This is a genomic window from Sorangium sp. So ce887 (genome assembly GCF_051521455.1).
In the GTDB taxonomy this organism is placed as follows: Bacteria; Myxococcota_A; Polyangia; order Polyangiales; family Polyangiaceae; genus Sorangium.
On sequence record NZ_CP150354.1, the window covers coordinates 488031 to 509672 of the forward strand.

The window sequence follows — 21642 nt, forward strand, 5'->3', positions numbered from 1 at the left end:
AGCACCTGCCTCGGCAGCTCCCAGCGCGATGGCCTCGACTCGCCATCTTCCCGAACCGCCTGGTCGCTTGCCAATGAGCGTCTCGCCTGGGGCGTGGGCTACGAGCGATGTTGTTACAGAAATGTTGTGCAACGGTAAACCGGGGTTTACGCGCATGTCAACACCCGGGACGTTCCGTGTCCCCGTGCCGTGGAATCTTCCAGGAGGGCGCGCGGGTGCGATGCGGCCCGTGCGGTGATGTCCTACGCGGCGGGAGCAGGTGGCGGGTGCGCTGTCGACCTACGAGCGACGAAGGAGATCAACGAGGGGAGACAACGTCCGTGGCGCTATTTGTGGGGCGCGCGACGTGACGCCGAGGTGGGTCAAGCTGCGATGCGGCGGATGGGCCCGCTGGCGGGTCGCTCAATACTTGACGGTGCAGCCGAACGCCTCGGTCTCTTTCGTGGAGATCGGCTTGCCGGCGGCGAGCTCGGCGATCGCTGCATCGACGTAGTTCGTGACCTGCTCGCCCGGCTCGGGCTCACCGCCCTTCGTGCTGTCGATGGCGCCCGCGTAGACGAGCGTGCCCTGCGGGTCGATGATGTACATATGCGGCGTGCGCTCGGCGCCGTACGCGCGCCCGACATCGCCCTTCTCGTCGATGAGGAGCGGATAGCTCATCCCGAACTCCTGCTTTGCCTTCGCGTTCTCGTCCTTGGCGGTGCCCTGCTTGCCCGGAGCGCCCGAGTTGATGGCGAGCCACACGACGCCCTTCTGGGCTTGCTGCGCCGGCGCGTCCTTCAGACCGCCCTTGCGGTGCGAGAGCTGCACGAACGGGCAACCGGGGTTGAACCACTCGAGAACGACCGTCTTGCCCTTGAAGTCGGCCAGCTTGACGGGCTTGCCGTCGAGGTCCGGCAGCGTGAAATCGGGCGCGGGCTGGCCGATCTTCGCGTTCTTCGCCTGCGTCGCCGGCGCCTGGGCCGCGTTCGCCTCGGCGGGCTTCGCCTTCGGGGCGTCGGCCTTGGCGGGCTGCGCTGCAACGGCGCCGGCCGCCGCGGGCGCGCTGGCCTCGCCGGGCTGGGTGCACGCCGCGAGCGCCGCGGCGAGGAAGGTCAGGGGGATGAGCTTGGTCATGCCGAGACGCTTACCACGCCCCGCGACGGGCGCATGCGTCAGGGGAACTCCGGCCAACGATCGCCGGTCGCCCACCGGTACCGCAGGCCGAGCTGCCCGAGATCCGCGCCCAGCAAGCCGAGCTGATCGGGCGTCGCCGCCACCACCATCACCGTCCCGACTGCGTCCAGGTGGTGTGTCAGCGAGACGGCCAGCACCGGGCCGATGCGCACGATGACGCTGCCGCGGCCGGGGTTGCCGAGCACCTCGGCCGCGGCGCCGAGCCGGAGCTCGCCGTACCGGTCCATCTCCCCCAGGAAGCCGAGCCGCGCGCGGTAGAGATACGGCGGCTTCATCACCGTGTGGAGCGATTCCTCGTAGAGAGTGAATCCCTCGGGCGCGCCCAGCACCGCATAACCGGTCGCCACGCCGAACAGGTTGCCTCCGAGCAGGGGTATCGAGCCCGACACCTCGATCTCCCCGGCGACGTAGCGCGACAGGGGGCCCAGCATGAGCTCGGTGTCCCTGCGCGTGTACGACGCCCGGGGCTCGAGGAAGTACTGGCTCGTCGAGAAGGCGTATCGCGCGCCGCCGCGGATCTCCACGCCGGGCAGCGCCGCGTGGAGGCCCACGTACTCCGCGCCGCCGCTCGGCGAGACGCTCGCGTAGCCCTCGATCCCGAGCCAGGACCAGTGCGGCTTGCCGAAGCCGACCGCGAGGCTCGGCCTGTAATAGATGACGCCGAGATCCATCACCGCGGAGACGAACGGGCGCGCGCCCGCGCTCCGCGCCCAGTACGAGCGCTTCTGCAGGAGATCGACCCCCGAGGGCATCGGCGGCGGATCGACGGCGGGCGGCGGCAGGTCGGCCGGGTCCTGGGCGCGGGCCCCGGCGGGCGGGAGGGCGAGCGCGGCGAGCGCCGCGGCGGCGGCGAGCGTGCGGCGCGGCGCCATCGCTAGAACCTGCCCACGAGGGTTCCGCCGAGCGGCGCGGGCACGAAGCGGATCGAGACGCCGTCCCCGCGCGGCGCGTCCGCCGCCGGGGCGCCGCCGCGGTAGTGCAGGAGCCACGGGAGCCCGAAGCCCGTCAGGGCGCCGACGGTCGCGCCCGTGAGCGCGTCGGTCGCGAAGTGCTGGTCCGAGACGACCCGCAGCGTCGCCACGGCGGCCGCCGTCCCGAGCGACGCGGCGCACGCGAGCGCGTCGGGCGCGCCGCCGCCGTACAGGGGCAGGTGCGCGTGGTGCGAGCACACGAGCCCCGCCGCCGTGAACGCGGTCGAGCTGTGGCCGCTGAAGAAGCTCCGGTACCGCTTGCTCCCCCGGCAGTCGCGGTCCTGCTGCTCCTCCGGTCCGGTGCACCCGGCGCGGTAGGGGCGCTCGCGGCTCGTGAGCCCCGCGACGACGCCGTTCAGGGCCGCGTTGAACGCGAGCGCCTCGATGTCGATCATCGCCATCTCCCACGCGACGCTGCCGCGCCCGTGCCCCCACCAGGTGACGAGCAGGGCGTCCACCGCGAGGTGGTTGGTCATCAGCGTGAGCAGGAGATCGCTCGCGTCGCGCGCCATCTCGCGCTGGCGATCGCTCCGGATGCGCAGGGCGTGGCGCGCCGAGCCGTCGAAGCCGTTCACGGTCGTCCACCGGCCCTCCGACGGCGGGATGGCCAGCGTCCCGAAGGCGGTCGCGGCCAGGAGGCCCGTGGCCACGTACTCGCTCGCGCGGAAGCCCGTCCAGCGCGGGTCCCACGCGACCTCGCGCCGCGCGCGCTCCGGCGGCGCCGCGGCCTGCGCGCCGGGCGCCGCCGCCGCGCCGGGCGCCGCCGCGGCCGGCTCGGCCTGCGCCGCCGCCGCGCCGAGCAGCGCCGCCGCGCCGAGCAGCGCCGCCGCGCCGGAGGCGGGCCGTAGGGCGGCGGTGCACCTCACGGGGCGGACCGCGCGAGTCAGAAGTCGGGGTGGCCGATGACGAGGAACTCGAGCTGCCCGGCGCCCGCGTTGCGCAGCCCATGGTGCACGTTCTTCTCGACGTGCATCATCTGGCCGGGGCCGAGCGGCACCTCGCGGTCGCCGACGATGCCGAGCGCCTTGCCGGCCAGGATGTAGATGGTCTCGCTGGTCTCGGTGTGGAGCTCGCGCGAGATCTCACAGCCGGGGTCCATCTTGCCCTTGTAGAAGCCGAAGCCCTGTCCGAGCCCCCTTCCCAGCAGCTGTGCCAGGAAGACCCCTCGGTTGGGCAAATACTCCATGACGTCTTCGTCGGCCGCGGTCAGCACCACGGCCCCGTCGATCTGCTGCCTCATGGCGATCCTCCTCCTCCGCGAGTGAAGCTGCTGGAGAATCCACCAGTTACAGAAGCGCACGGCGTCCTGTCAACGCGCTTCACGGCGAGGATCGCGACGGCGGCGGTCGCATGTCAAAAAGGCAACACCACGCTCGAGGCGGCGCGGAGCTCGTAGCTGAACGACATCGTCCTCAGCCCCTTGGGCGGCAGCTCGATGCGGCCGCGGAGAAAGCCGTCCTTCTCGTCGAGGGTCCAGCCGGCGGCCTCGCCGAGCGCGACCTCGACGTCGGCCACCTCGCTGACAGGGATCCGCTCGGTGACGAGCACCCGCTTCACGCTGCTGGAGAGGTTGGAAACAGAGAGCTTCACGCGCCGGCGGATCTTTCGGCTACCGGTGATCGCCGAGGTCTCCTGCTCCTCGTCGACGGTGCGTCGCACGCGCACGGCGTCGTCCACGCCGAAGCCGAGCTCGAACGGCTCGCCGGCGCCGACGAAGTCGAGCCGGGCACGGCCGATGAGGCTGCCGCCGCGCGCGACCTTCACCGGGCCCGCGAGCAGCGGGCGCGGCCTCCCGCCGGCGCCGCCGCCGTCGAGCGTCACGGTCGCGCGCAGGTGCGCCGCGGGGTGGGCCTCGGGGTACAGCACGAGCGCGAGCTCGGCCGGAATCGAGCGCCGCGCGATCTCGATACGCGTCGGGCGGCCGTCGGAGGGGAGGGTCACCGGCTCCGCCGCCTCGAAGATCAGCGGCTCGCCCCCGTCGTCCACGCCCGGCATCTCGTCGACGGCCCGCGCCCCGCGGCCGAGCCCGGCCATGGCGATCGCCTGGTCGCGCGCCTCGACGACGACGCGGCGGCGGTCGACCTCCGCCCTTCGCCGCACCCGGAGGACATCGTCCGCGAGGAGCGGCGCCTCGGCGCTCCGCGACGGCCGCGCGGTCGAGAAGCGCGCGGTGACGTTCTCCCAGGCCTCGCCCGTCGCCTGCCACGCCGCGGCCCACGTGGTGAGCTCGACCGAGCCGCCTGCTCCCTGCGCCTCGGGGCCGCCCGCGCCGGCGGCGGCGTGGGCCGAGAGCCGCGCCAGGTGCTCGGGGCGCCAGATCGCGCACGCGACGCGGTACGTCAGCTCGATCTCGATGGGCTGCGGCGCGGGCGCGTGCACCTCGACCTCGATCACCGCCTCGTAGCGCGGCTGCTCGATCGACCCCTCGCGCAGCCGCGCCGCGGCGCGCCGGGCGTCGTCCTCGGCGTGCGCCCGCGCCGCGCGCGCGTCGGCCGATGCGCCGAGGGCCTCGGTGAGCGCCGCGTGCAGGGCCTCGACGCCGGCGCGCCACGAGGCGAGGCGCGCGGGCTCGCCGGCGTCCTTCGGGGCCTCGCTCATCGCGTGCGCCCACTTCGCGACCAGCTGGTCGAGGTGCGCCTCGCGGCGCGACGCCCGGTCCCGCGCGCGCTCGGCGGCGCCGGCCCGGCGGGACGCCTCGCGCTGCTCTCGCTCCAGCGCGTCGATCGCCTCGCGCCCGAGCGCCGCCTCCCGGTGCGCCCTCCACCGCACGCGCGCCGCCGTCACCCGGACCGCGCCCTGGCCGTCGGCGCCCGCGCCCTGGCCGTCGGCGCCCGCGCCCGCGACGCGCGCCTGCACGGTGCGCTCGTCGACGAACACCGACACGCCGCCGATCGCGATCCACTGCGCCCCGGCCGCGACATCGACGCGCGCGGCGCGCACGACCTCGGCGCGATCCTCGAACAGCGTCACCACGCGCGCCGCGCTCGGGTGGGGCGCGCCCTCGGCGGCGCTCGCTCCGCTGCCGGTCACCTCGCTTTCGTCCCCTCCGCCGGCGCTCCGCTCCGCCCCGTCCGAACCGTCTGCATCCGTTGCCATGGTGCGCCTGTTTCCCCTGTTATTCCCGACGGTTACCGCCGACGACCTCGTTCCTGGAGGAGAACACCACGCGGTAGGTAAAGGCGACCGAGGCCTTGCCGCCGGGCGCGATCGGGACGCGCCAGCGCAGGCCGCCGCGCACGGGCTCGCCGAGCTCCTCCTGGGTGAACGGCTCGGCCTTCGGCTGCGACGAGACCAGCTTGATCTCGACGTCCTTGTCGTCCGTCACGGGGATGCGGTCGAGGACCTCGACCTCGACGCCCACGCCGAGCGACGAGGAGAGATCGATGGTGATCGTGTGCTCGACGGCGAGCGAGCCGCCGAGCAGGCCGGCGCTCGACTCCTCCACGCGCGCGTTCCTCGCGACCCGGATCCGCTCCTCGACGCCGAGGCCGGCGCGGAGGAGGCCGCCCCGGTCGACGTGACCGAGCGAGGACTGCGCCGCGAGGGCGCCGTCGACGAAGATCTCGACCGGCCCCGCGAGCAGCGGGGCGTCGAACGGGTTCTCGACGCGCGCCTCGCGGTAGACCTCGGCGGCCTCGCGCGGCACGGTCACGAACCGGGGCGCCGCCGGGGCGCGTGCGGCGCTCAGCGCGACGCGGTGGCGCCTGCCGTTCGACGGCACGTCGGCGGCGCCTTCGCCGGCGTAGAGGTGATCGAATTGCCCGCGCGACGCGCGCGGGTCCACGGCCCGGGGCGGGGCGCCGAGGTGGTCGATGTCCATCTGCGCCCGGCGCGCGGCGCGCCTCGAGGGCCCCGGCTTGTCGTGCGCGAGCCGGCCGCGCTGCGGGCCCGTCCCGGGGAGCTGCAGCGCGTCGAAGTCGAGCCACCGTTCGACCTGCGCGGGATCGAGCGGCGCGGGGGCCGCGCCGGCGCCTTCGAGCTCCTCGTCGTGGCCGAGCGAATCCTCCGCCAGATCGGCCGTGCGCTCGGCGCTCGCCATGCGGGCGAAGGCGGCGCTCGGCGCCTGGGGCGCGCTCGCCTGGAGCGCCTGCGGCGCGGGCGGACCGCCGAAGCTGCCGCCGAACGAGGGGAGCGACAGCCCGCGCGACTTGCTGCGCGCCGGCGCGGGGAACGGCATGGAGAGCGGCGCAGCGGCCGGCACCGGGGGCGGCTCGGGGGCCGAGCCGCGCTCCGGCCACGTCGTCGCCGGCGGCGGTGCGGCCCCGCCGGGTGAGGGTGCGATCCTGTCCATCGCCTCCCGCATCTCCTGTCTGGTCTGGCTCGGCACGGGCCGACTCAGCGTGGGCTCGTCGTCGTCGTCATCGTCGTTCTCGTCGGACGCGGGCGGGAGCTGACCCGGGGCGGCCGTGGCTCCCGCGGCGGGCTGGGGGAGGGCGGCGACGAAGCGGTCGAACCCCTCGAACAGGGCGTCGAGCCCCTCCGGCGCCGGGCGGTAGCCGCGGCGCGGGGGGCGCTGCGCGCGGCTCAGCCGCAGCGAGGCGAGCTCCGGCAGCCGCGTGTCCTGCACGAGATCGGCGGTGGCGAGCGCGAGGCGCACGTTCTGCCAGTCCTCGCCGGAGGCCTGCGCGACGAGGGCGTCGAGCTGCAGGGCGACCTCCGTCGCGCCGCGCGAGAACCGCGCCGCGTAGGCGGGCCACCACCGCGCGGCGCCGACGGCGTACTCGAGCCGGAGCGCCGGCTCGCCGCCTGCCCCGCCGCGCGCGGGCGCGAGCCGCACGACCACGTCGAGGCGCGCCGGGGCGCGCTCCTCGACCTCGCCGCGGGTCGCCTGGGCGGCGTCGAGCTGCGCCGAGAGGAGCTCCTTGCGGGCGCGATCGAGCTCCGCCTCGAGCGCCGCGGTGCGGGCGTCGAGGGCGGCGAGCTCGTCCGAGAGCAGCCCGCTCACCGCGAGCGCGTCGCGGATGCGGGCCGCCGGGTCGCCGGGCCGGAAGCGCCGCGCGAGCTCTGGATCGAGCGCGACGGCCGCGAGCTGGTCGCGCCAGCGGCGGAGGTGGTCGTGCTCGGCCGACAGGCGCTCGATCGCGAGCTCGAGCTCGCGGAGCTGCGCCGAGAGCGCGCTCCGCGAGACGGGCGCCGGGGGCACGACGAGCCGCGCCCGCACGCCGACGACCTCGCGCGGCGCGGCCGCCGCGTCCGGCGAGGCGCCCGCCGCCGCCACGAGCGCGCGGAAGCTCCCCGGCTCGGCCAGCGGCGTGATCCCCGGCACCGCGATCTCGATCGCTCCGCGAGGGAGCGGCTCCGCGAGCTCGACGCGTCGGGTGACGATCGCCCCGCGCGCGTACACGACGACCGCCTCGATACGGCTAGCGCACCCGATCTTCTCCGCCGTCATCCGTTCGTCCCTCGCCCGCGAACGCTGTGTGGGAGCGCGAAGCTATCACGCCGCGCCCGACGCCTGATAGCGCGCTATCGCCTCGTGTCGACGAAGCTGAACCCCGGGAGCGCGTCGATGCCATAGGCGCGCAGCGCGAGCGCGTCGAGACGGTGGAAGTCGCGCTGCCGGAAGGAGCTCCGTAGATCGCTGATCAGCGCCTCGGCGACGCTCTCCGGCGGGGGCAGGCGGATGCGCCGCAGGTACTGGGCCTGGAAGCGCAGGTAGCCGCCGCGCATCTTGACCGCGTAGGACCACACGAAGAAGAGGGCGACCCTGGAGCTGAGCAGCCCGCCGAGCGCCTCCATGTCCCAGCCCTCCGACGTGATGAAGTAGAGGTTGTGGTGCGGGTGGAACCTGCCCTCCTCGTAGACCACCTCGTTGGATCCTGCGATGTCGGGGATGAGGAGCTTCGGGATGGAGGCGAGCTCTGGATATACGCGATCGATGGTGCGGAACCAGCTCGCGGCGTTCCTCCCGGCGATGTAGCGCTTCCTGACGTCGGCCTCGTGGGCGCGCAGGTATCCGGCGAGCTTCGGGTACTGCTCGAGATTGACCACCTTGCCGTCGTCCCCGAAGGTGTTGATGACGAACCGCCCGGCGTCCCGGATGCGGCCGTCCTCGATATCGCCTCGCATGACGAGGGGCACGAGGCGGTCGCGCTCGATATCGACATCGTCGCCGCCGCCGACGATGTAGATCCTGTCGCTTCCGGTGGCGACGCCGATGCCGACGCGGGTCCCGCCCACCTCCTCGATCGGCGCGAACCGCGCCTCGAGGGCGCGCAGGGCATCGAGGTGCTCCGGTGAGCTGAGCACCCACGGGTCGTCCCCCTCGAACCAGGAGGGGTACTCCGACACGGCGACGGCGGCGCCGCGCTCCGGCGCGCCCCCCTCCGCGCGCCCCTCTGCGCGTCGAAGAGCGGCGGACGCGGCCTCGCACTCCTCCGGAGAGGCGGTGCGGAGCGTCGCGACAGGGACGCTCCCCGTCTTGCCGGGCGACACGGCGAATATCGACGGATAGGCGACGACGTCGGACTCGAACGGGGAGGCGCTGTGCAGATCGATATAGCACCGCACCCGGAACCACCTCGAGAGCATCCGGCGGAGCGGGGCGCCGTACCGGTTGAGGGTCCACCGGTCGGCGCAGATGAAGGAGAGGACCCCGCCGGGCGCGAGGAGGTCGAGGCCGCGCTCGATGAACGCGACGTAGAGATCGGCGCGGTCGTAGAGCGACCTGTACCGGTCGCGATACTCCTCCTGCAGCTCGGGCGAGAGCTGCTCGATCCGGATGTAGGGTGGGTTGCCGACCACCGCGTCGAAGCGGCGCCCCTGGCTGGTGAGCAGGAAGTCGCCGTGGGCGATCCAGGCCTCCGAGAGGCGTCGCGCGTCGCCGGGGGGCAGCCCGAGCCGCGCGAGCGCGCCGGCGACGGCGAGGCGGGAGCGGTCGACGTGATCTCGCGCGATGTCGTACGACCGGATGGCGGACTCGATCTGCAGGAGATCGCGGTCGTGTCGGCGCGCCGACTGGATCAGCCGCTCGGCGGCGGGGACGAGGAAGGCGCCGTGGCCGCAGGCCGGCTCGAGCAGCGACAGCGACGCGAGATCCCGGTCCGCCGTGTAGCCCGCGAGGTCGAGAATGAGATGCACGACGTGGGGCTTGGTCAGCACCACGCCGTGGGCCTCGCCCGACGAGCGCTCGCCGTAGTCGTAGGCGCTCTGCGGGAGCATGACCGTCAGATCGAGGGCTGTCTGCATGGGCGCCGCGGGGATGCTAGCCGCGATCGGCGCGTTTCGGCGACGCGCGACGCGCGATGCTCCGCTGCCGCGCTCGCCGCGGTCGCCGTCAGCAGCGCGGCGCCTCGGGCCGCGGCCGCCTGCCTCGCATCGGGCCTCCGCCCCGCCGGCGCGCGGCCGCGAGGGCGTTTCTCCGCGATCGGGCGAGAGGCGGCTCGCGTTTCACGGGCGTCGCGATTGAATAGGGTAGAGTCGCCTCATGGCCTTCCCCCTGCGTCTCTCTTCTGCCGATCGCATCGGGGCGAGCGCCGCCCGCGAGGGCGCCGCGGCGCCGCCGGCCGCCGGGCCGGGCTGCCGGCCCCTCGAGGTGGCTGCATGATCCTCGGCATCGGTATCGACGTCTGCGGCATCGGACGCATGGAGGAGGCGCTCGCGCGATGGGGGGAGCGGTTCTGGGAGCGCGTGCTGTCCGAGCCCGAGCGGCGCTCGCTCGCGCACCGTGTCGACCGGGCGACGGCGCTCGCGGGCCGCTTCGCCGCGAAGGAGGCGGTGGTGAAGGCGCTGGCCGGGGCGCCGGGGGTCGGCTGGCACCACCTGGAGGTGCGGGGCGCGCCGCGCACGCCGCCGACGATGGCGCTCCACGGCCCGGCGCGCGCGCTCGCGGATCGCATGGGCGTCAAGCGGGTGCACCTGTCGATCACGCACGACGCCGGCGTGGCGGCGGCGGTGGTGATCCTGGAAGGGGACGGCGAAGGCCGATCCCCGACGACGAATGACGAGGACGGCGAAGGCCGATCCCCGACCACGAATGACGAGGACGGCGAAGGCCGATCCCCGACCACGAATGACGAGGACGGCGAAGGCCGATCCCGCCTGGACGACGAAGGGAAAGAGCGCTCGTGATTCCGGTCCTCTCGCGCGCGCAGATGCGCGCCTTCGACAAGCACGCGATCCACCATTGCCACGTCCCCGGCGTGGTCCTCATGGAGAACGCGGGCCGCGGCGCCGCCGACGTCATCTCGGCGATCATCGAAGCGCGCAGCGCCGCACAGGCCGGCGCCGCCGGGCTCTCCGGCCACGCCGCGCCGCACCTGCCCGCGCCCGGCCAGGCGCCCGCGCGGGCGCGCTGGCCGGCGACGTTGCCCTCCGGAGGCGGCCCTCGCTCCGGGAGCCTCCCGCCGCCGCCGAACGGCCGCCGCGACGCCGACGATGCCCGCGCCGCGCGGGTCCGCTCGTTCCCGGTGCGGCACGTCCCGAGCCCCGGGCAGCCCGCGACGTACCCGCTCCACGCCCGCGTCGTCGTCGTCTGCGGCGCCGGCAACAACGGCGGCGACGGCTTCGTCGTGGCGCGCCACCTCCTCGCCCGCGGCGCCGAGGTCCAGGTCTTTCTGGCCGCCCCGTCCGAGAAGGTCACCGGCGACAGCCGCATCAACCACGACGCGTACGTCGACCTCGGCGGCGCGCTGACCGAGCTCCCCCCTGGCGCGTCGCTCGCCCCGCTCGAGGCCGCGCTCGCGGAGGCCGACCTCGTGGTCGACGCGATCTTCGGCACGGGCCTCGCTCGCCCGATCGAGGGCCACCTCGCCGACGTCATCGGCGTCCTCAACACCGTGACCTGCCTCTGCATCGCGCTCGACGTGCCCTCGGGCCTCGACGCCGACAGCGGCGCGCCGCTCGGCGCCGCGGTGCAGGCCGACGAGACCGTCACGTTCGGCCACCTCAAGATCGGCCTGCTCACGCCCGAGGGCGCGCGGCTCGCGGGCAACGTCCACGTGGTCGATCTCGGCGTCCCGGACCGGCCGATCCTCGCCGAGGTGGGGCACGTCGCGGAGGTCATCCGCAAGGAGACGATCGGCGCGTCGTTGCGCCCGCGCGAGGCGAGCGTCTACAAGCACCAGGCGGGCAACGTGCTCGTGATCGCCGGCTCTTCCGGCAAGCTCGGCGCCGCGCTGCTGACGGCGCGCGCGGCGATGCGCACGGGCGCGGGCCTCGTGACGATCTGCACCTGGGCCGACGCCGCGCCCGCGATGGAGTCGCGCGTCGTGGAGCTGATGACGACCGCGATCGATCCGGCCTGCATCGCGGCGTCGCTCGACGGCGCGCTCGCCGGGCGGCGGGCGGTCGCGATCGGCCCGGGCCTCGGCCTCGACGAGCGGGCGCGGGCCGCGGTGGATCACGTCGTGCTCGGCTGGGACGGCCTGAAGGTCGTGGACGCGGACGCCCTGACGCACTTCACCGGCCGCCCCGAGGCGCTCGCGACCGCGCGCGGGAGCCTCATCCTGACGCCGCACTCCGGCGAGCTCGGCCGGCTGCTGGGCCGGAGCGCGCGGGCCGTCGAGGAGGACCGCTTCGGCGCGGTGCGCGAGGCGGTGGCGCTGACCCGGGCGATCGTCTTGCTGAAGGGGGCGCGCACCGTCATCGCGCTCCCGGATGGCCGCATGCTCATCTGCATGGCGGGCAACCCGGCGCTCGCCACCGCCGGCTCGGGCGACGTCCTGACCGGGATGATCGCGGCCCTCCTGTGCTCGATGGATCCCCCCGCCGCCGCGAGCGCGGGGGTGCTGATCCACGCGCTCGCCGGGGACGTGTGGAGCGCGCAGACGGGCAGCGATCGGGGGCTGCTCGCGAGCGAGCTCGCCGAGCTCGTCCCCGGCCTGATCGCCACGCTCGCCGCCGGAGGCGATCCGCTGTCCGGGCAGGTCTAGGGCGCCAGGGACGCCAGGAGAACCCAGAAGATCTCTTTATCTTGGCGTCCTTGGCGTCCTTGGCGTCCTGCTGATTTGCTCTCTTCTCTTGGCGCCTTGACGGTTCCTATCCTCCTCGCTCGAGCTGCCGGGCTACTTCTTCAGGAGCTTGAACGCATGCGTCCACCGGTTGTTCAGCAGGCCGGGGATGCACCAGAGCATGCAGAGCGGCTCGATCGCGCGCGCCGCCTCCACGCTCCCCAGGTCCTCGGTCTCCCACCCGAAGGCGTCGAGGATGCCCTCCACCTCCTTCTTCGCGCGGGCGTCGTCGCCGCAGATGAACATGGTCGGCCGGACGCCATCGAAGTCTGGATTGACCATCCACACGCTGCCGACCGACGAGAAGGCCTTCACGAAATGGGCGTCGGGCGCGCGCCGCACCAGCCTCTCGAGCAGCGACTCGTTCGGCCCCGTGAAGAACTTGAGCACCCCGTTGACGGGCGGCTCGTCCGCGATGGGGTTCGTCGCATCGATGACCGTCTTCCCCGCGAGCGCCCCGGGGCCCGCGAGCTCGATCGCCTGCTCCGCCGCGGTCCCCTTCACGGCGAGCACGACGAGCTCGCCGAACTGCGCCGCCTCCGCGAACGTCCCCACCGTCGCCTTCGCACCCGCGTCCGCCAGCCAGGTCGCGAGCTTCGAGGGCTGGCGCGTGGCGCGCATGACGCTGTGACCGTGCTTGAGAAACCCATCCGCCAGCGTCTGCCCGACAATCCCTGATCCGAGAACCGCGATCTTGTTCATGGCAGGATCATCGCACGCCCATGGAGCCGGGCTCCAGCGCCCGGATCGACGTCGAGGATGCGCCGCAGGGCAGCACCTCGGGTTCGACTGCAGCGCGATCGTGCTCCAGCGGGCGATGAACCCTGATGCGCCGGCTGCCCAGCCCAGCGAGACGAACCCGATGCCTGCGCCGCTTGCGCCCGGCGCGGGCGGCCCAACGTTCGGCCCGCTCCCGCGCCGCGGGTCGGCTCGCCACTCTGACGGGCCTCGGCGACCTGCTGTCGATTTGACACGCGCCCGCGTGCCTCCGCCCGCGCCATCCCGCGCTTTTCGCGTCGTTCGCGCGGTCCGCTCGGTGGCACCTGCCTTGCCAGGGTCGATGCGCAGGAGGTCCCGCCATGCTTGTCCACGCTGCCCATGTCCCCGCCCGGTCCCCGAACCCAGCGCCGCTGTCGCCCGGCGTGACACGCGCGGCCGGGCGCGGGCCGTCGCTCGGCGCGGCCCGGACGGCACCGGGCGAGGGCTCGCGGGCGGCGGTCGACGAGCTGCTCCGGGGCCTTGTCGAAATGACACCTGAGCTCTTCGGCCGCGCCCTGCGGCTCTCCCGATCGCCCGCGACGGCGGAGGATCTCGTGCAGGACACGGTGGAGCGCGCCATCCGGTTCGCGGGAAGCTACGAGCGTGGGACCAACCTGCGGGCGTGGGTGCATCAGATCCTCTTCAGCGTCTTCATCACCCGCTGCCGGCGCAGCCGCCGCGAGCGCAACGCCCTCGACGTGCTCGCGACCGACCCGTGCGCGTGGACCGCGCCGGAGCGCCGCGCCGAGGTGCACTTCCTGTCGCCCGGCGTGCGGCGCGCGCTCGCGACGCTCCCGCCGACCTTCCGCGACACCGTCGTGCTCGTGGACCTCGAGGAGATGTCCTACAAGGACGCAGCGACGCAGCTGGGCGTCCCGGTCGGCACCGTCATGAGCCGCCTGCACCGCGGCCGGAAGCTGCTCGCCGAGGCGCTACGCGGCGAGGCCGAAGGCCCGAGGATCGACGCGAGCGACGCGCAGACCGACGCGCAAACCGACGCGCAGACCGACGCGCAGACCGACGTGCAGGCCGCCGCATGAGCGGTGGCGGCGGCGCTCCTCTTTGCCCGCGACTCGGTTCCTCCTCGCTTCCTCTCGCCACCAGCGCCCGGGCTCGTCATCGCAGCGAGCGCTCCTGCCGCCGCCCGGACGTCGGGGGGTGGCCGGGTTTGAAGAGGACGGCAGCAAGGCAGTAGAAAACTTGATGATTTTCCCGTCGTCCCGTCGTCCCGCCCCCCTGTGAAATCTCGCCGGGAAAGCGCGATCGCGACCCGAGATCGCGCCCGCTTGCCGCGCTGATCGGCGGCCCCTACCATCGGCGTGCCACCGAGGAAGCGTTCCTCGCCAGGAGGCACCATGGCATCGACCGCGAAAGAGCCCCACGTCGTGATCGTCGGCGGAGGCTTCGGCGGCCTGAACGCGGCGAAGGCGTTTCGCAACGCGCCCGTCCGGGTCACGCTCGTCGACCGGACCAATCACCACCTGTTCCAGCCGCTGCTCTACCAGGTGGCCACCGCCAGCCTCTCGCCGGCCGACATCGCGGTTCCGATCCGATCGGTCCTGTCGCGCCAGCGCAACGTCCGCGTCCTGCTCGGCGAGGTGACGGGCGTGGACCTCGCCGGTCGGCGCATCACCGTCGATGCCGACGCGATGGAGTACGATTACCTGATCCTCGCGGTCGGCGCGGCGAACAACTACTTTGGCCACGAGGAGTGGGCTCGCTTCGCGCCGGCGCTCAAGAACCTCGACGAGGCGCTCACCATCCGCGAGCGCATGCTGCTCGCCTTCGAGGCCGCCGAGCGCGAGGAGGACCCTGTCGTGCGGCGGCGGCTGCTCACGTTCGTCGTCATCGGCGGCGGCGCCACGGGCGTCGAGATGGCCGGCGCCTTCGCCGAGCTCGCGCGCTACATCCTCGCCCGTGACTTCCGCTCCCTCGACGCCTCGCTCTCGCGCGTGGTGCTCGTCGAGATCGGCCAGCGCATCCTCCAGGCCTTCCCCGAGGGCCTCTCGGCGAGCGCCGAGCGGCAGCTCACGTCGCTCGGGGTCGAGGTCATCAAGGGCCGCCGCTTCCGGACCATCGACGAGCAGGGGGTCGAGTTCGAGGACGGCGAGCGCCTCCTCGCGGCGACCGTCATCTGGGCGGCGGGGGTCCGCGGCACCCCGCTCGCGCGCTCTCTCGGGGTCGAGCTCGATCGCATCGGCCGCGTGAAGATTGAGCCGGACTGCTCCCTGCCCGGGCACCCGAACGCCTTCGCGATCGGCGACATGACCCTGCTCCGCGACCGGAACGGCGTCGACGTGCCCGGCCTCAGCCCCGCCGCGATCCAGGAGGGGCGCTTCGTCGCGCGCTGCATCCTCGGCGACCTCGAGGGCCTCCCGCGCGGGCAGTTCGCCTACCGCGACAAGGGGACGATGGCGACCATCGGCCGCTCGCGCGCCATCGCGAAGGTCGGGCGCCTGCAGATGTCCGGCACGCTCGCGTGGCTCGCCTGGCTGGGCGTCCACGTGCTCTTCCTCATCGGCTTCAAGAACCGCTTCGCCGTCATGTTCGCGTGGATGTGGCAGTACATCACCTTCAAGCGCGGCGCCCGGCTCATCACCGGCCACACCGCCCGCGCCGCGCTCCCCGCGGCGGCGCCCGCGATCGCGCCCCCGGCGCCCGGCCCATCACCGGCCCGGCGCGCGGTGGCGGACGCCGTCTCCGGCGGCGCCTGAGCGCCCTCGGCGCTCGCTTGCTTGACGCGCGGCCTCCACCATGGCGGATACGCCTCCAGTGAAGGCACGCAGAGCTCAGTCATCCGCGCGACCGGCGACCCCCGAGCCGCCGCCGCCCCCGGCGAGCGATCCGGGCGGTGACGAGCCGGTGCTCGACGAGTCCTCGGACCTCACGCCGGTCGTCGCCTCCAACCTGAAGCGGTTCCGGGCCGAGCGCGGCCTGTCGCTCGAGCGCCTGGCGAAGGCGTCCGGGGTGAGCCGGGCGATGCTCGGGCAGATCGAGCTGGGCCAGAGCACGCCGACCATCAACGTCCTCTGGAAGATCGCGCGCGCCCTCGGGGTCCCCTTCTCGGCGCTGATGAGCCAGGCGGCCTCGCCCGTCACGACCGTCATGCAGGTCTCGCACGCGCGCATCCTGCGCTCGCGCGACGGCGACTTCTCTTCCCGGGCGCTCTTCCCGACGGACCGGCCGCGCAACGTGGAGTTCTACGAGCTCCGCCTCGCGCCGCGCTCGGTGGAGAACGCCGACGCGCACGCCCCCGGCACCTCCGAGAACCTTGTCGTCACGGAGGGCTCGGTGGAGATCATCGTGGCCGGCGAGCGGCGCGTCCTCGAGACCGGCGACGCCATCCTGTTCGAGGCCGACAGCCCCCACAGCTACCGCAACCTGGGCAGCTCCGAGGCCGTCATGTACCTCGTCATGACCTACGGATCGCGCGGGTAACCCCCCCGGGTTTCACGAGCTCCAGCGGCCCCGTGTCCCTCCGGTATCCAAGACGTGTCGTCCGTTATACTGTCAGATCTCCCTTGCGCCCTCTGCTTTAGCGTGAGATATGTCCGCTATAGCGGCGGTCACCCGCTGCGGGTAGCAAGGAGACGGGGCGATGCGGATCACCTGGATCGGTGGGTTGGATCGCAACCAGGCGCAGCTGGAGCGGATGGCGCTGCAGGCCGGGCACCATCTGGAGTTTCACACGGGCAACACGGGGGGCCGCGGGGCGGCCGAGCTGCGGGCGGCGATCGAGCGGGCCGATCTTGTGATTGTGCTCACCGACGTGAACAGCCACGGCGGCGTGCTGCTCGCCAAGAAGCTCTGCCACAAGCTCGGCCGCGCGGCCTTCATGGCGCGCCGCTGCGGCGCCTCGCGCTTCCAGCAGCTCCTCGACGCGCTCGCGCAGCGGGAAGCGCGGTTTCTGGCGACCGGATAACGGAGAGTACGACCGATGCGATGCTTGATCATGGTGCTCTGCTGCGTGCTGGCGCTGGCCGGGTGCTCGAAGAGCGAGGCGAGTAAATCGGGCTCGGTGGAGCTCCTGAACGTCTCTTATGACCCCACGCGCGAGCTCTATGAAGAGGTGAACGCCGCCTTCGCGAAGCGCTGGAAGGAGCAGAGCGGACAGGGCGTCACCATCAAGCAGTCGCACGGCGGCTCGGGCAAGCAGGCCCGCTCGGTGATCGACGGGCTCCAGGCGGACGTGGTCACGCTCGCGCTCGCCTATGACGTCGATGCGCTCGTGCCGAGCGGTCGTCTCAAGGAGGGGTGGCAGGCGCGCCTCAAGGACAACAGCGCTCCTTACACGTCGACCATCGTCTTCCTGGTGCGCAAGGGCAACCCGAAGGGCATCAAGGACTGGGACGATCTCGTGAAGGAGGGCGTCGCGGTCATCACGCCGAACCCGAAGACCTCCGGCGGCGCGCGGTGGAACTACCTCGCCGCGTGGGGGTACGAGCTGAAGCGAGCGGGCGGCGACGAGGCCAGAGCGAAGGATTTCGTCGGCCGTCTCTTCAAGAACGTGCCCGTCCTCGACACGGGCGCGCGCGGCTCGACCACGACGTTCGTCGAGCGCGGGCTCGGCGACGTCCTGATCGCCTGGGAGAACGAGGCGCTGCTCGCGGTGAAGCAGAGCGGCAAGGACAAGTTCGAGGTGATCGTGCCGTCGATCAGCATCCTCGCCGAGCCTCCTGTCGCGGTGGTCGACAAGGTGGTCGACAAGCGCGGGACGAGGGCGGCGGCGGAGGCGTACCTCGACTTCCTCTACACGGAGGAGGGGCAGCGCATCGCGGTGAAGCACTTCTACCGCCCGCGCCATCCGGCGGTCCTCGCGGCGGCCGAGTCGGAGGGGGTCTTCCAGAAGGTCGCGCTCTTCTCGATTGACGAGGTGTTCGGCGGGTGGCAAAAAGCTCAGAAGGCGCACTTCTCCGACGGCGGCGTCTTCGACCAGATCTACCAGGCCGGTAAGTAAATTTCGGTGGCTCTCCTCTGGCGGCGACAGAGCGTTCTGCCCGGCTTCGGGCTCGCGATGGGGATCACGGTAACGTACCTGTCGTTGCTCGTGCTGGTCCCGCTGTCGATGATCTTCCTCAGGACAGCGACGCTCTCGCCCAGCGATATCTGGGCCGTGGTGACCTCTCCGCGCGCCATCGCCTCCTTGAAGATCAGCTTCGCCGCGTCGCTCATCGCGGCGGGCATCAACGCGGTCTTCGGCGTGCTCGTGGCGTGGGTGCTCGTGCGCTACAGCTTCCCGGGCAAGTCGATCGTCGACGCGCTCGTCGATCTACCGTTCGCGCTCCCGACGGCGGTCGGGGGCATCGCGCTCACGGCCATCTATGCGCAGCAAGGGTGGGTCGGCCAGTTCCTCTACCCGCTCGGGATCCAGAGCGCGTTCAGCCGTCTCGGCGTGGTCATCGCGCTCACCTTCGTGGGGCTCCCGTTCGTCGTGCGGACGGTCCAGCCGGTGATGGAGGAGCTCGAGGTGGACCAGGAAGAGGCGGCGGCGTCGCTCGGCGCGGGCCGCTTCCAGATCTTCCGTCGGATCCTCCTGCCGGCGCTCTGGCCCTCGATCCTCACCGGCTTCGCGATGTCGTTCGCGAGGGCGTTCGGCGAGTACGGGTCGGTCGTGTTCATCTCGGGGAACATGCCTTTCAAGACCGAGATCACGCCGCTCGTCATCATGACGAAGCTCGAGCAGTACGACTATGCGGGGGCGACGGCGCTCGCGCTCGTGATGCTGCTCTGCTCCTTCGTGCTTCTGTTCGTGATCAACCGGCTCCAGTCCTGGAGCGGCGCGCGCGGCTCGTCGCGGAGCCCGGTCGAGGCGCCGCGCGCGGCGCCCGCGGGCCCGGGCGCGCCCGGGGTCGCGTCGTAATGGCGGGCGCGGCGGGCAAGCTGCGGGTGAGGTCGCGCGGGGCGGTGCGCGGCGCGACCTCCGAGCCCCCGCTGGTGCGCTGGGCGCTCACGGCGGTGGCGCTCGCGTTCCTCGGGTTCTTCCTCTTCCTGCCGGTCGTGGCGGTGTTCATCGAGGCGCTGAAGGACGGCCTCTCGGGCTACTGGCGGGCGATCACCGCGCCGGACGCCGTGGCCGCCATCGAGCTGACGCTCACGACCGCGCTCATCGCGGTGCCGCTCAACCTGGTCTTCGGCGTGGCCGCGGCCTGGGCGATCGCGCGCTTCGAGTTCACCGGCAAGAGCCTGCTGGTCACGCTGATCGACCTGCCGTTCGCGGTCTCGCCGGTCATCTCCGGCATGATCTTCGTCCTCCTGTTCGGGGCGCACGGGGTGATCGGCCCCTGGCTCATCGATCACGACATCCAGGTGATCTTCGATCGCCCCGGGATCATCCTCGCGACCACGTTCGTGACGTTTCCCTTCGTCGCGCGCGAGCTCATCCCGTTCCTGGAGAGCCAGGGGGCCGACGAGGAGCACGCGGCGCTGTCGCTCGGCGCGAGCGGGTGGAGCATGTTCTTCCGCATCACCCTTCCCAACGCGAAGTGGGGTTTGCTCTACGGGGTGGTGCTCTGCAACGCGCGGGCGATGGGCGAGTTCGGCGCGGTGTCGGTCGTCTCCGGCCATATCCGGGGGCAGACCAACACGATGCCGCTGCACGTCGAGGTGCTCTACAACGAGTTCCACTTCTCGGCGGCGTTCGCCGTCGCCTCGCTGCTCGTCCTTCTCGCGCTCCTCACGCTCGTGGTGAAGCGCCTGATCGAGCACCGGGCGCAGCGCGAGACCGGCCCGGAGCTCGAGAAGGCCGCGAACGCCGGCGCAGGGTGACGCGCCCGCGCGGTAGACAGCAGATCTCGGCGCTCCGCCCCGGGTGAGCGCGGCGACAGGCGCGCTGTCGGGTTGGGTCTTTCCGCCGAGCAGGAAGGCGAGGAGGCGGGAAGAAGCGCTTGAGGATCTTCATGCCTTCCCGCCTTCATGGGAGGCCTCGTCGGGCGAGCGATAGCGAGGAGCGCCGTCGGGCTTCGCCCAGCTTGCGATTGGCCGCCTGCGCTCCAGGTTCGAGCGAGGGGAGCACCATGCGGATCTTTGAAGCGATGGGTCGTGCGATCGGGGGAGCCCTGTCTCCCTTCGTCTGGCAGGGCAGCCTTGTCCGGGGAGCGAGGCTGTTCCATCCCGACGGCGTGGTTTACTGCGCGGGGGTGAAGGCGCTCGCGATGGAGGGCGAGGTCGGCGCGCTGGCGCAGCGGCTGGCGGGGCCGGCGCTGGTGCGGCTGTCGGGCGGGATCTGGAGGTGGCGGGGCGGCAAGGGCGAGCGCCGCCCGGACGTGCTGGGGGTCGCCGTGCGCTTCCGGACCAGCGAAGAGGTGACGCCGGCGGCGAGCGCCGGCGATCAGGATCTCATCTTCCTGAGCGCGCGCCGCTTGTCGCTGCTTCCGATCGCGATGTTCACGACGAGGAGGCGTGACTTCCTGGACAACGATTACTACGCGCAGCTGCCGTTCGACGTGGAGGGCTTCGGTCGCGCGAAGTTCCGTCTGGTACCGCTGCGCGCGTCGACGACGAAGGGCAATCGCCGGGAGAGGCTGGAGCGCGCTGCGGCGGCGGGGCTCGCGCTGCTGCGGCTCGAGGTCAGGCGCGGGGGAGCGCGCGCGCGCTGGATGGCAGTGGCCGATATCGAGCTGTACGAGCCGGTGGACATCGACCAGAACACGCTTCGCTTCAACCCGTTCCAGACGGGGAAGGGGATCGTGCCGAGCGGGCTGCTCCAGGCGACGCGGCTCGCGACCTACGCGGCCAGCTACCTCGGGCGGACGCTCGGGGCACGGGTACGGGCACGGATGCCGGGCGCGCGGGGGGAGCGGCGAACGCGGGGAGAGCGGCGGAGCGAGCGGGAGCGGTAAGGGGCGTATTCCCGAGGGGCAGAGGCCGGCGGAGGGAAGCGGCAGACCTCCGCCGGCTCACGGAGGCGAAGTGCCCGTGCGAAATGCCCGTAAAGGCCGCGCGGGCGTGTAAATGTGTAAATGCGGGCGAGGGCGGCGGCGAAGGCGTTGACAGCTGGGCAGAAGTGAGGCATGACCTCCCGCCGCTTCGAACAGTCGGTGAGGTAGCCAAGTGGTTAGGCAACGGTTTGCAAAACCGTTATACGCGGGTTCGAATCCCGTCCTCACCTCCGCAAGGACGACAGTCCGGCCTGCGCGCTGAAACAGCCCCGGGGGGCGAGCGAGGAGCGGTGGGCCAGGCTGGAGCACGATCGCCGGCGACGGGATCCTCGGAAGGCTCATGATTCGCCTCCTGACCCCGGCCGACGAGCCTTTGCTCTGGGAGATGCTCTACCAGGCCATCCATGTCCCGGAAGGCAGCCCGCCGCCTCCACGGGACATCGTGCACCGGCCCGAGCTCTCCAGGTACGTGCAAGGCTGGGGACAGCTGGACGATCTGGGCGTCGTGGCGCTCCAGGAGGGCGAGGCCGCAGGCGCCGCCTGGCTCCGGCGGCTCACCGGCGCGCTGCGAGGGTACGGCCACGTCGACGACGAGACCCCGGAGCTCGCCATCGCGCTCCTGCCCCAGCACCGGGGACGAGGGCTGGGCACTCGGCTGCTCACCTCCCTGCTGGACACGGCACGGAACCGTTATCCGGCGATCTCGCTGAGCGTCTCGCCGGACAACCCTGCAATACGGCTGTACCGGCGCCTTGGATTCGTCGATGCGGGCCGGAACGGCACGTCGCTCACCCTGGTGCTGGCGCTCTCGGCTCAGCGAGGCGCGAACCCGGTGCGGCCGTAATCCAGGCCGGCGTCCGGCTCGTGATACCGTGGCGCGTTCGGAACACCTCACCCGCGCCGCCATGG

Annotated in this window: 19 protein-coding genes and 1 tRNA gene; 12 read left to right on the forward strand and 8 right to left on the reverse strand. The window is 72.6% G+C overall.

Annotation, left to right across the window (positions count from 1 at the left end):
* Positions 1 to 402: 402 nt before the first annotated feature.
* The 7 genes from WMF36_RS01920 to WMF36_RS01950 form a co-directional block, all read right to left on the reverse strand.
* The gene (locus WMF36_RS01920) at positions 403 to 1116 is read right to left on the reverse strand and encodes a thioredoxin family protein (RefSeq protein WP_437577850.1); all 714 of its coding nucleotides are present in this window, start codon (positions 1114 to 1116) and stop codon (positions 403 to 405) included.
* Between the two features lie 38 nt (positions 1117 to 1154).
* Positions 1155 to 2048, reverse strand: coding sequence for a hypothetical protein (locus WMF36_RS01925; protein WP_437577851.1), 894 nt, complete (start codon positions 2046 to 2048; stop codon positions 1155 to 1157).
* 2 nt (positions 2049 to 2050) lie between these two features.
* On the reverse strand, positions 2051 to 3013 hold the full coding sequence (locus tag WMF36_RS01930; protein WP_437577852.1) for a phosphatase PAP2 family protein: 963 nt from the start codon (positions 3011 to 3013) through the stop codon (positions 2051 to 2053).
* 17 nt (positions 3014 to 3030) lie between these two features.
* A complete protein-coding gene (locus tag WMF36_RS01935) occupies positions 3031 to 3387 on the reverse strand; it encodes a cupin domain-containing protein (RefSeq protein ID WP_437577853.1) in 357 nt (118 codons plus the stop codon).
* Between the two features lie 113 nt (positions 3388 to 3500).
* Positions 3501 to 5243, reverse strand: a complete 1743-nt coding sequence (locus WMF36_RS01940) for a DUF4139 domain-containing protein (protein WP_437577854.1) — start codon at positions 5241 to 5243, stop codon at positions 3501 to 3503.
* 19 nt (positions 5244 to 5262) lie between these two features.
* On the reverse strand, positions 5263 to 7539 hold the full coding sequence (locus tag WMF36_RS01945; RefSeq protein ID WP_437577855.1) for a DUF4139 domain-containing protein: 2277 nt from the start codon (positions 7537 to 7539) through the stop codon (positions 5263 to 5265).
* Between the two features lie 74 nt (positions 7540 to 7613).
* Positions 7614 to 9335: an Eco57I restriction-modification methylase domain-containing protein gene (locus WMF36_RS01950; protein ID WP_437577856.1), complete on the reverse strand. Its 1722-nt coding sequence runs from the start codon at positions 9333 to 9335 to the stop codon at positions 7614 to 7616.
* A gap of 354 nt (positions 9336 to 9689) precedes the next feature.
* On the opposite strand from WMF36_RS01950, the gene acpS reads away from it, so the two are divergent.
* Positions 9690 to 10217: a holo-ACP synthase gene (acpS, locus tag WMF36_RS01955; RefSeq protein WP_437577857.1), complete on the forward strand. Its 528-nt coding sequence runs from the start codon at positions 9690 to 9692 to the stop codon at positions 10215 to 10217.
* Positions 10214 to 12019, forward strand: a complete 1806-nt coding sequence (locus WMF36_RS01960; RefSeq protein WP_437577858.1) for an NAD(P)H-hydrate dehydratase — start codon at positions 10214 to 10216, stop codon at positions 12017 to 12019. Before acpS ends, WMF36_RS01960 begins: the two co-directional genes overlap by 4 nt.
* 132 nt (positions 12020 to 12151) lie before the next feature.
* On the opposite strand, the gene WMF36_RS01965 is transcribed toward WMF36_RS01960, so the two are convergent.
* The gene (locus tag WMF36_RS01965) at positions 12152 to 12799 is read right to left on the reverse strand and encodes an NADPH-dependent F420 reductase (protein ID WP_437577859.1); all 648 of its coding nucleotides are present in this window, start codon (positions 12797 to 12799) and stop codon (positions 12152 to 12154) included.
* A 377-nt stretch (positions 12800 to 13176) separates the two neighbouring features.
* Here WMF36_RS01965 and WMF36_RS01970 point away from each other — a divergent pair, with 377 nt between their 5' ends.
* The 10 genes from WMF36_RS01970 to WMF36_RS02015 all read left to right on the forward strand — a co-directional run bounded on the left by WMF36_RS01970 (position 13177) and on the right by WMF36_RS02015 (position 21577).
* Positions 13177 to 13896, forward strand: coding sequence for an RNA polymerase sigma factor (locus WMF36_RS01970; protein ID WP_437577860.1), 720 nt, complete (start codon positions 13177 to 13179; stop codon positions 13894 to 13896).
* A gap of 315 nt (positions 13897 to 14211) precedes the next feature.
* The gene (locus tag WMF36_RS01975) at positions 14212 to 15570 is read left to right on the forward strand and encodes an NAD(P)/FAD-dependent oxidoreductase (protein ID WP_437577861.1); all 1359 of its coding nucleotides are present in this window, start codon (positions 14212 to 14214) and stop codon (positions 15568 to 15570) included.
* 58 nt (positions 15571 to 15628) lie between these two features.
* Positions 15629 to 16294: a helix-turn-helix domain-containing protein gene (locus WMF36_RS01980; protein ID WP_437577862.1), complete on the forward strand. Its 666-nt coding sequence runs from the start codon at positions 15629 to 15631 to the stop codon at positions 16292 to 16294.
* A 160-nt stretch (positions 16295 to 16454) separates the two neighbouring features.
* A complete protein-coding gene (locus WMF36_RS01985) occupies positions 16455 to 16778 on the forward strand; it encodes a DUF2325 domain-containing protein (RefSeq protein WP_437485918.1) in 324 nt (107 codons plus the stop codon).
* A gap of 15 nt (positions 16779 to 16793) precedes the next feature.
* Positions 16794 to 17813, forward strand: a complete 1020-nt coding sequence (locus WMF36_RS01990) for a sulfate ABC transporter substrate-binding protein (RefSeq protein ID WP_437577864.1) — start codon at positions 16794 to 16796, stop codon at positions 17811 to 17813.
* A gap of 6 nt (positions 17814 to 17819) precedes the next feature.
* Positions 17820 to 18716 (forward strand): sulfate ABC transporter permease subunit CysT, encoded by an 897-nt coding sequence (gene cysT / locus WMF36_RS01995; protein ID WP_437577865.1) that lies wholly within the window; start codon positions 17820 to 17822, stop codon positions 18714 to 18716.
* Positions 18716 to 19621: a sulfate ABC transporter permease subunit CysW gene (gene cysW / locus WMF36_RS02000; RefSeq protein WP_437577866.1), complete on the forward strand. Its 906-nt coding sequence runs from the start codon at positions 18716 to 18718 to the stop codon at positions 19619 to 19621. Before cysT ends, cysW begins: the two co-directional genes overlap by 1 nt.
* A gap of 248 nt (positions 19622 to 19869) precedes the next feature.
* Entirely contained in the window at positions 19870 to 20694 is an 825-nt protein-coding gene (locus WMF36_RS02005) for a hypothetical protein (RefSeq protein WP_437577867.1), read from the forward strand.
* A 197-nt stretch (positions 20695 to 20891) separates the two neighbouring features.
* Positions 20892 to 20963, forward strand: a tRNA-Cys gene (locus WMF36_RS02010).
* A gap of 110 nt (positions 20964 to 21073) precedes the next feature.
* Positions 21074 to 21577, forward strand: coding sequence for an N-acetyltransferase family protein (locus WMF36_RS02015; RefSeq protein WP_437485927.1), 504 nt, complete (start codon positions 21074 to 21076; stop codon positions 21575 to 21577).
* The last annotated feature ends 65 nt before the right edge of the window (positions 21578 to 21642 follow it).

What these genes read in the sequence shown, in the direction of transcription:
- WMF36_RS01945 (WP_437577855.1), bottom strand. Translation starts at nt 7,539, where the DNA reads ATGACGGCGGAGAAGATCGGGTGCGCTAGCCGTATCGAGGCGGTCGTC.
- WMF36_RS01950 (WP_437577856.1), bottom strand. Translation starts at nt 9,335, where the DNA reads ATGCAGACAGCCCTCGATCTGACGGTCATGCTCCCGCAGAGCGCCTAC.
- WMF36_RS01970 (WP_437577860.1), top strand. Translation starts at nt 13,177, where the DNA reads ATGCTTGTCCACGCTGCCCATGTCCCCGCCCGGTCCCCGAACCCAGCG.
- cysW (WP_437577866.1), top strand. Translation starts at nt 18,716, where the DNA reads ATGGCGGGCGCGGCGGGCAAGCTGCGGGTGAGGTCGCGCGGGGCGGTG.
- WMF36_RS01985 (WP_437485918.1), top strand. Translation starts at nt 16,455, where the DNA reads ATGCGGATCACCTGGATCGGTGGGTTGGATCGCAACCAGGCGCAGCTG.
- WMF36_RS01920 (WP_437577850.1), bottom strand. Translation starts at nt 1,116, where the DNA reads ATGACCAAGCTCATCCCCCTGACCTTCCTCGCCGCGGCGCTCGCGGCG.
- WMF36_RS02005 (WP_437577867.1), top strand. Translation starts at nt 19,870, where the DNA reads ATGCGGATCTTTGAAGCGATGGGTCGTGCGATCGGGGGAGCCCTGTCT.
- WMF36_RS01990 (WP_437577864.1), top strand. Translation starts at nt 16,794, where the DNA reads ATGCGATGCTTGATCATGGTGCTCTGCTGCGTGCTGGCGCTGGCCGGG.
- WMF36_RS01940 (WP_437577854.1), bottom strand. Translation starts at nt 5,243, where the DNA reads ATGGCAACGGATGCAGACGGTTCGGACGGGGCGGAGCGGAGCGCCGGC.
- acpS (WP_437577857.1), top strand. Translation starts at nt 9,690, where the DNA reads ATGATCCTCGGCATCGGTATCGACGTCTGCGGCATCGGACGCATGGAG.
- WMF36_RS01925 (WP_437577851.1), bottom strand. Translation starts at nt 2,048, where the DNA reads ATGGCGCCGCGCCGCACGCTCGCCGCCGCCGCGGCGCTCGCCGCGCTC.
- WMF36_RS01935 (WP_437577853.1), bottom strand. Translation starts at nt 3,387, where the DNA reads ATGAGGCAGCAGATCGACGGGGCCGTGGTGCTGACCGCGGCCGACGAA.
- WMF36_RS01975 (WP_437577861.1), top strand. Translation starts at nt 14,212, where the DNA reads ATGGCATCGACCGCGAAAGAGCCCCACGTCGTGATCGTCGGCGGAGGC.
- WMF36_RS01965 (WP_437577859.1), bottom strand. Translation starts at nt 12,799, where the DNA reads ATGAACAAGATCGCGGTTCTCGGATCAGGGATTGTCGGGCAGACGCTG.
- WMF36_RS02015 (WP_437485927.1), top strand. Translation starts at nt 21,074, where the DNA reads ATGATTCGCCTCCTGACCCCGGCCGACGAGCCTTTGCTCTGGGAGATG.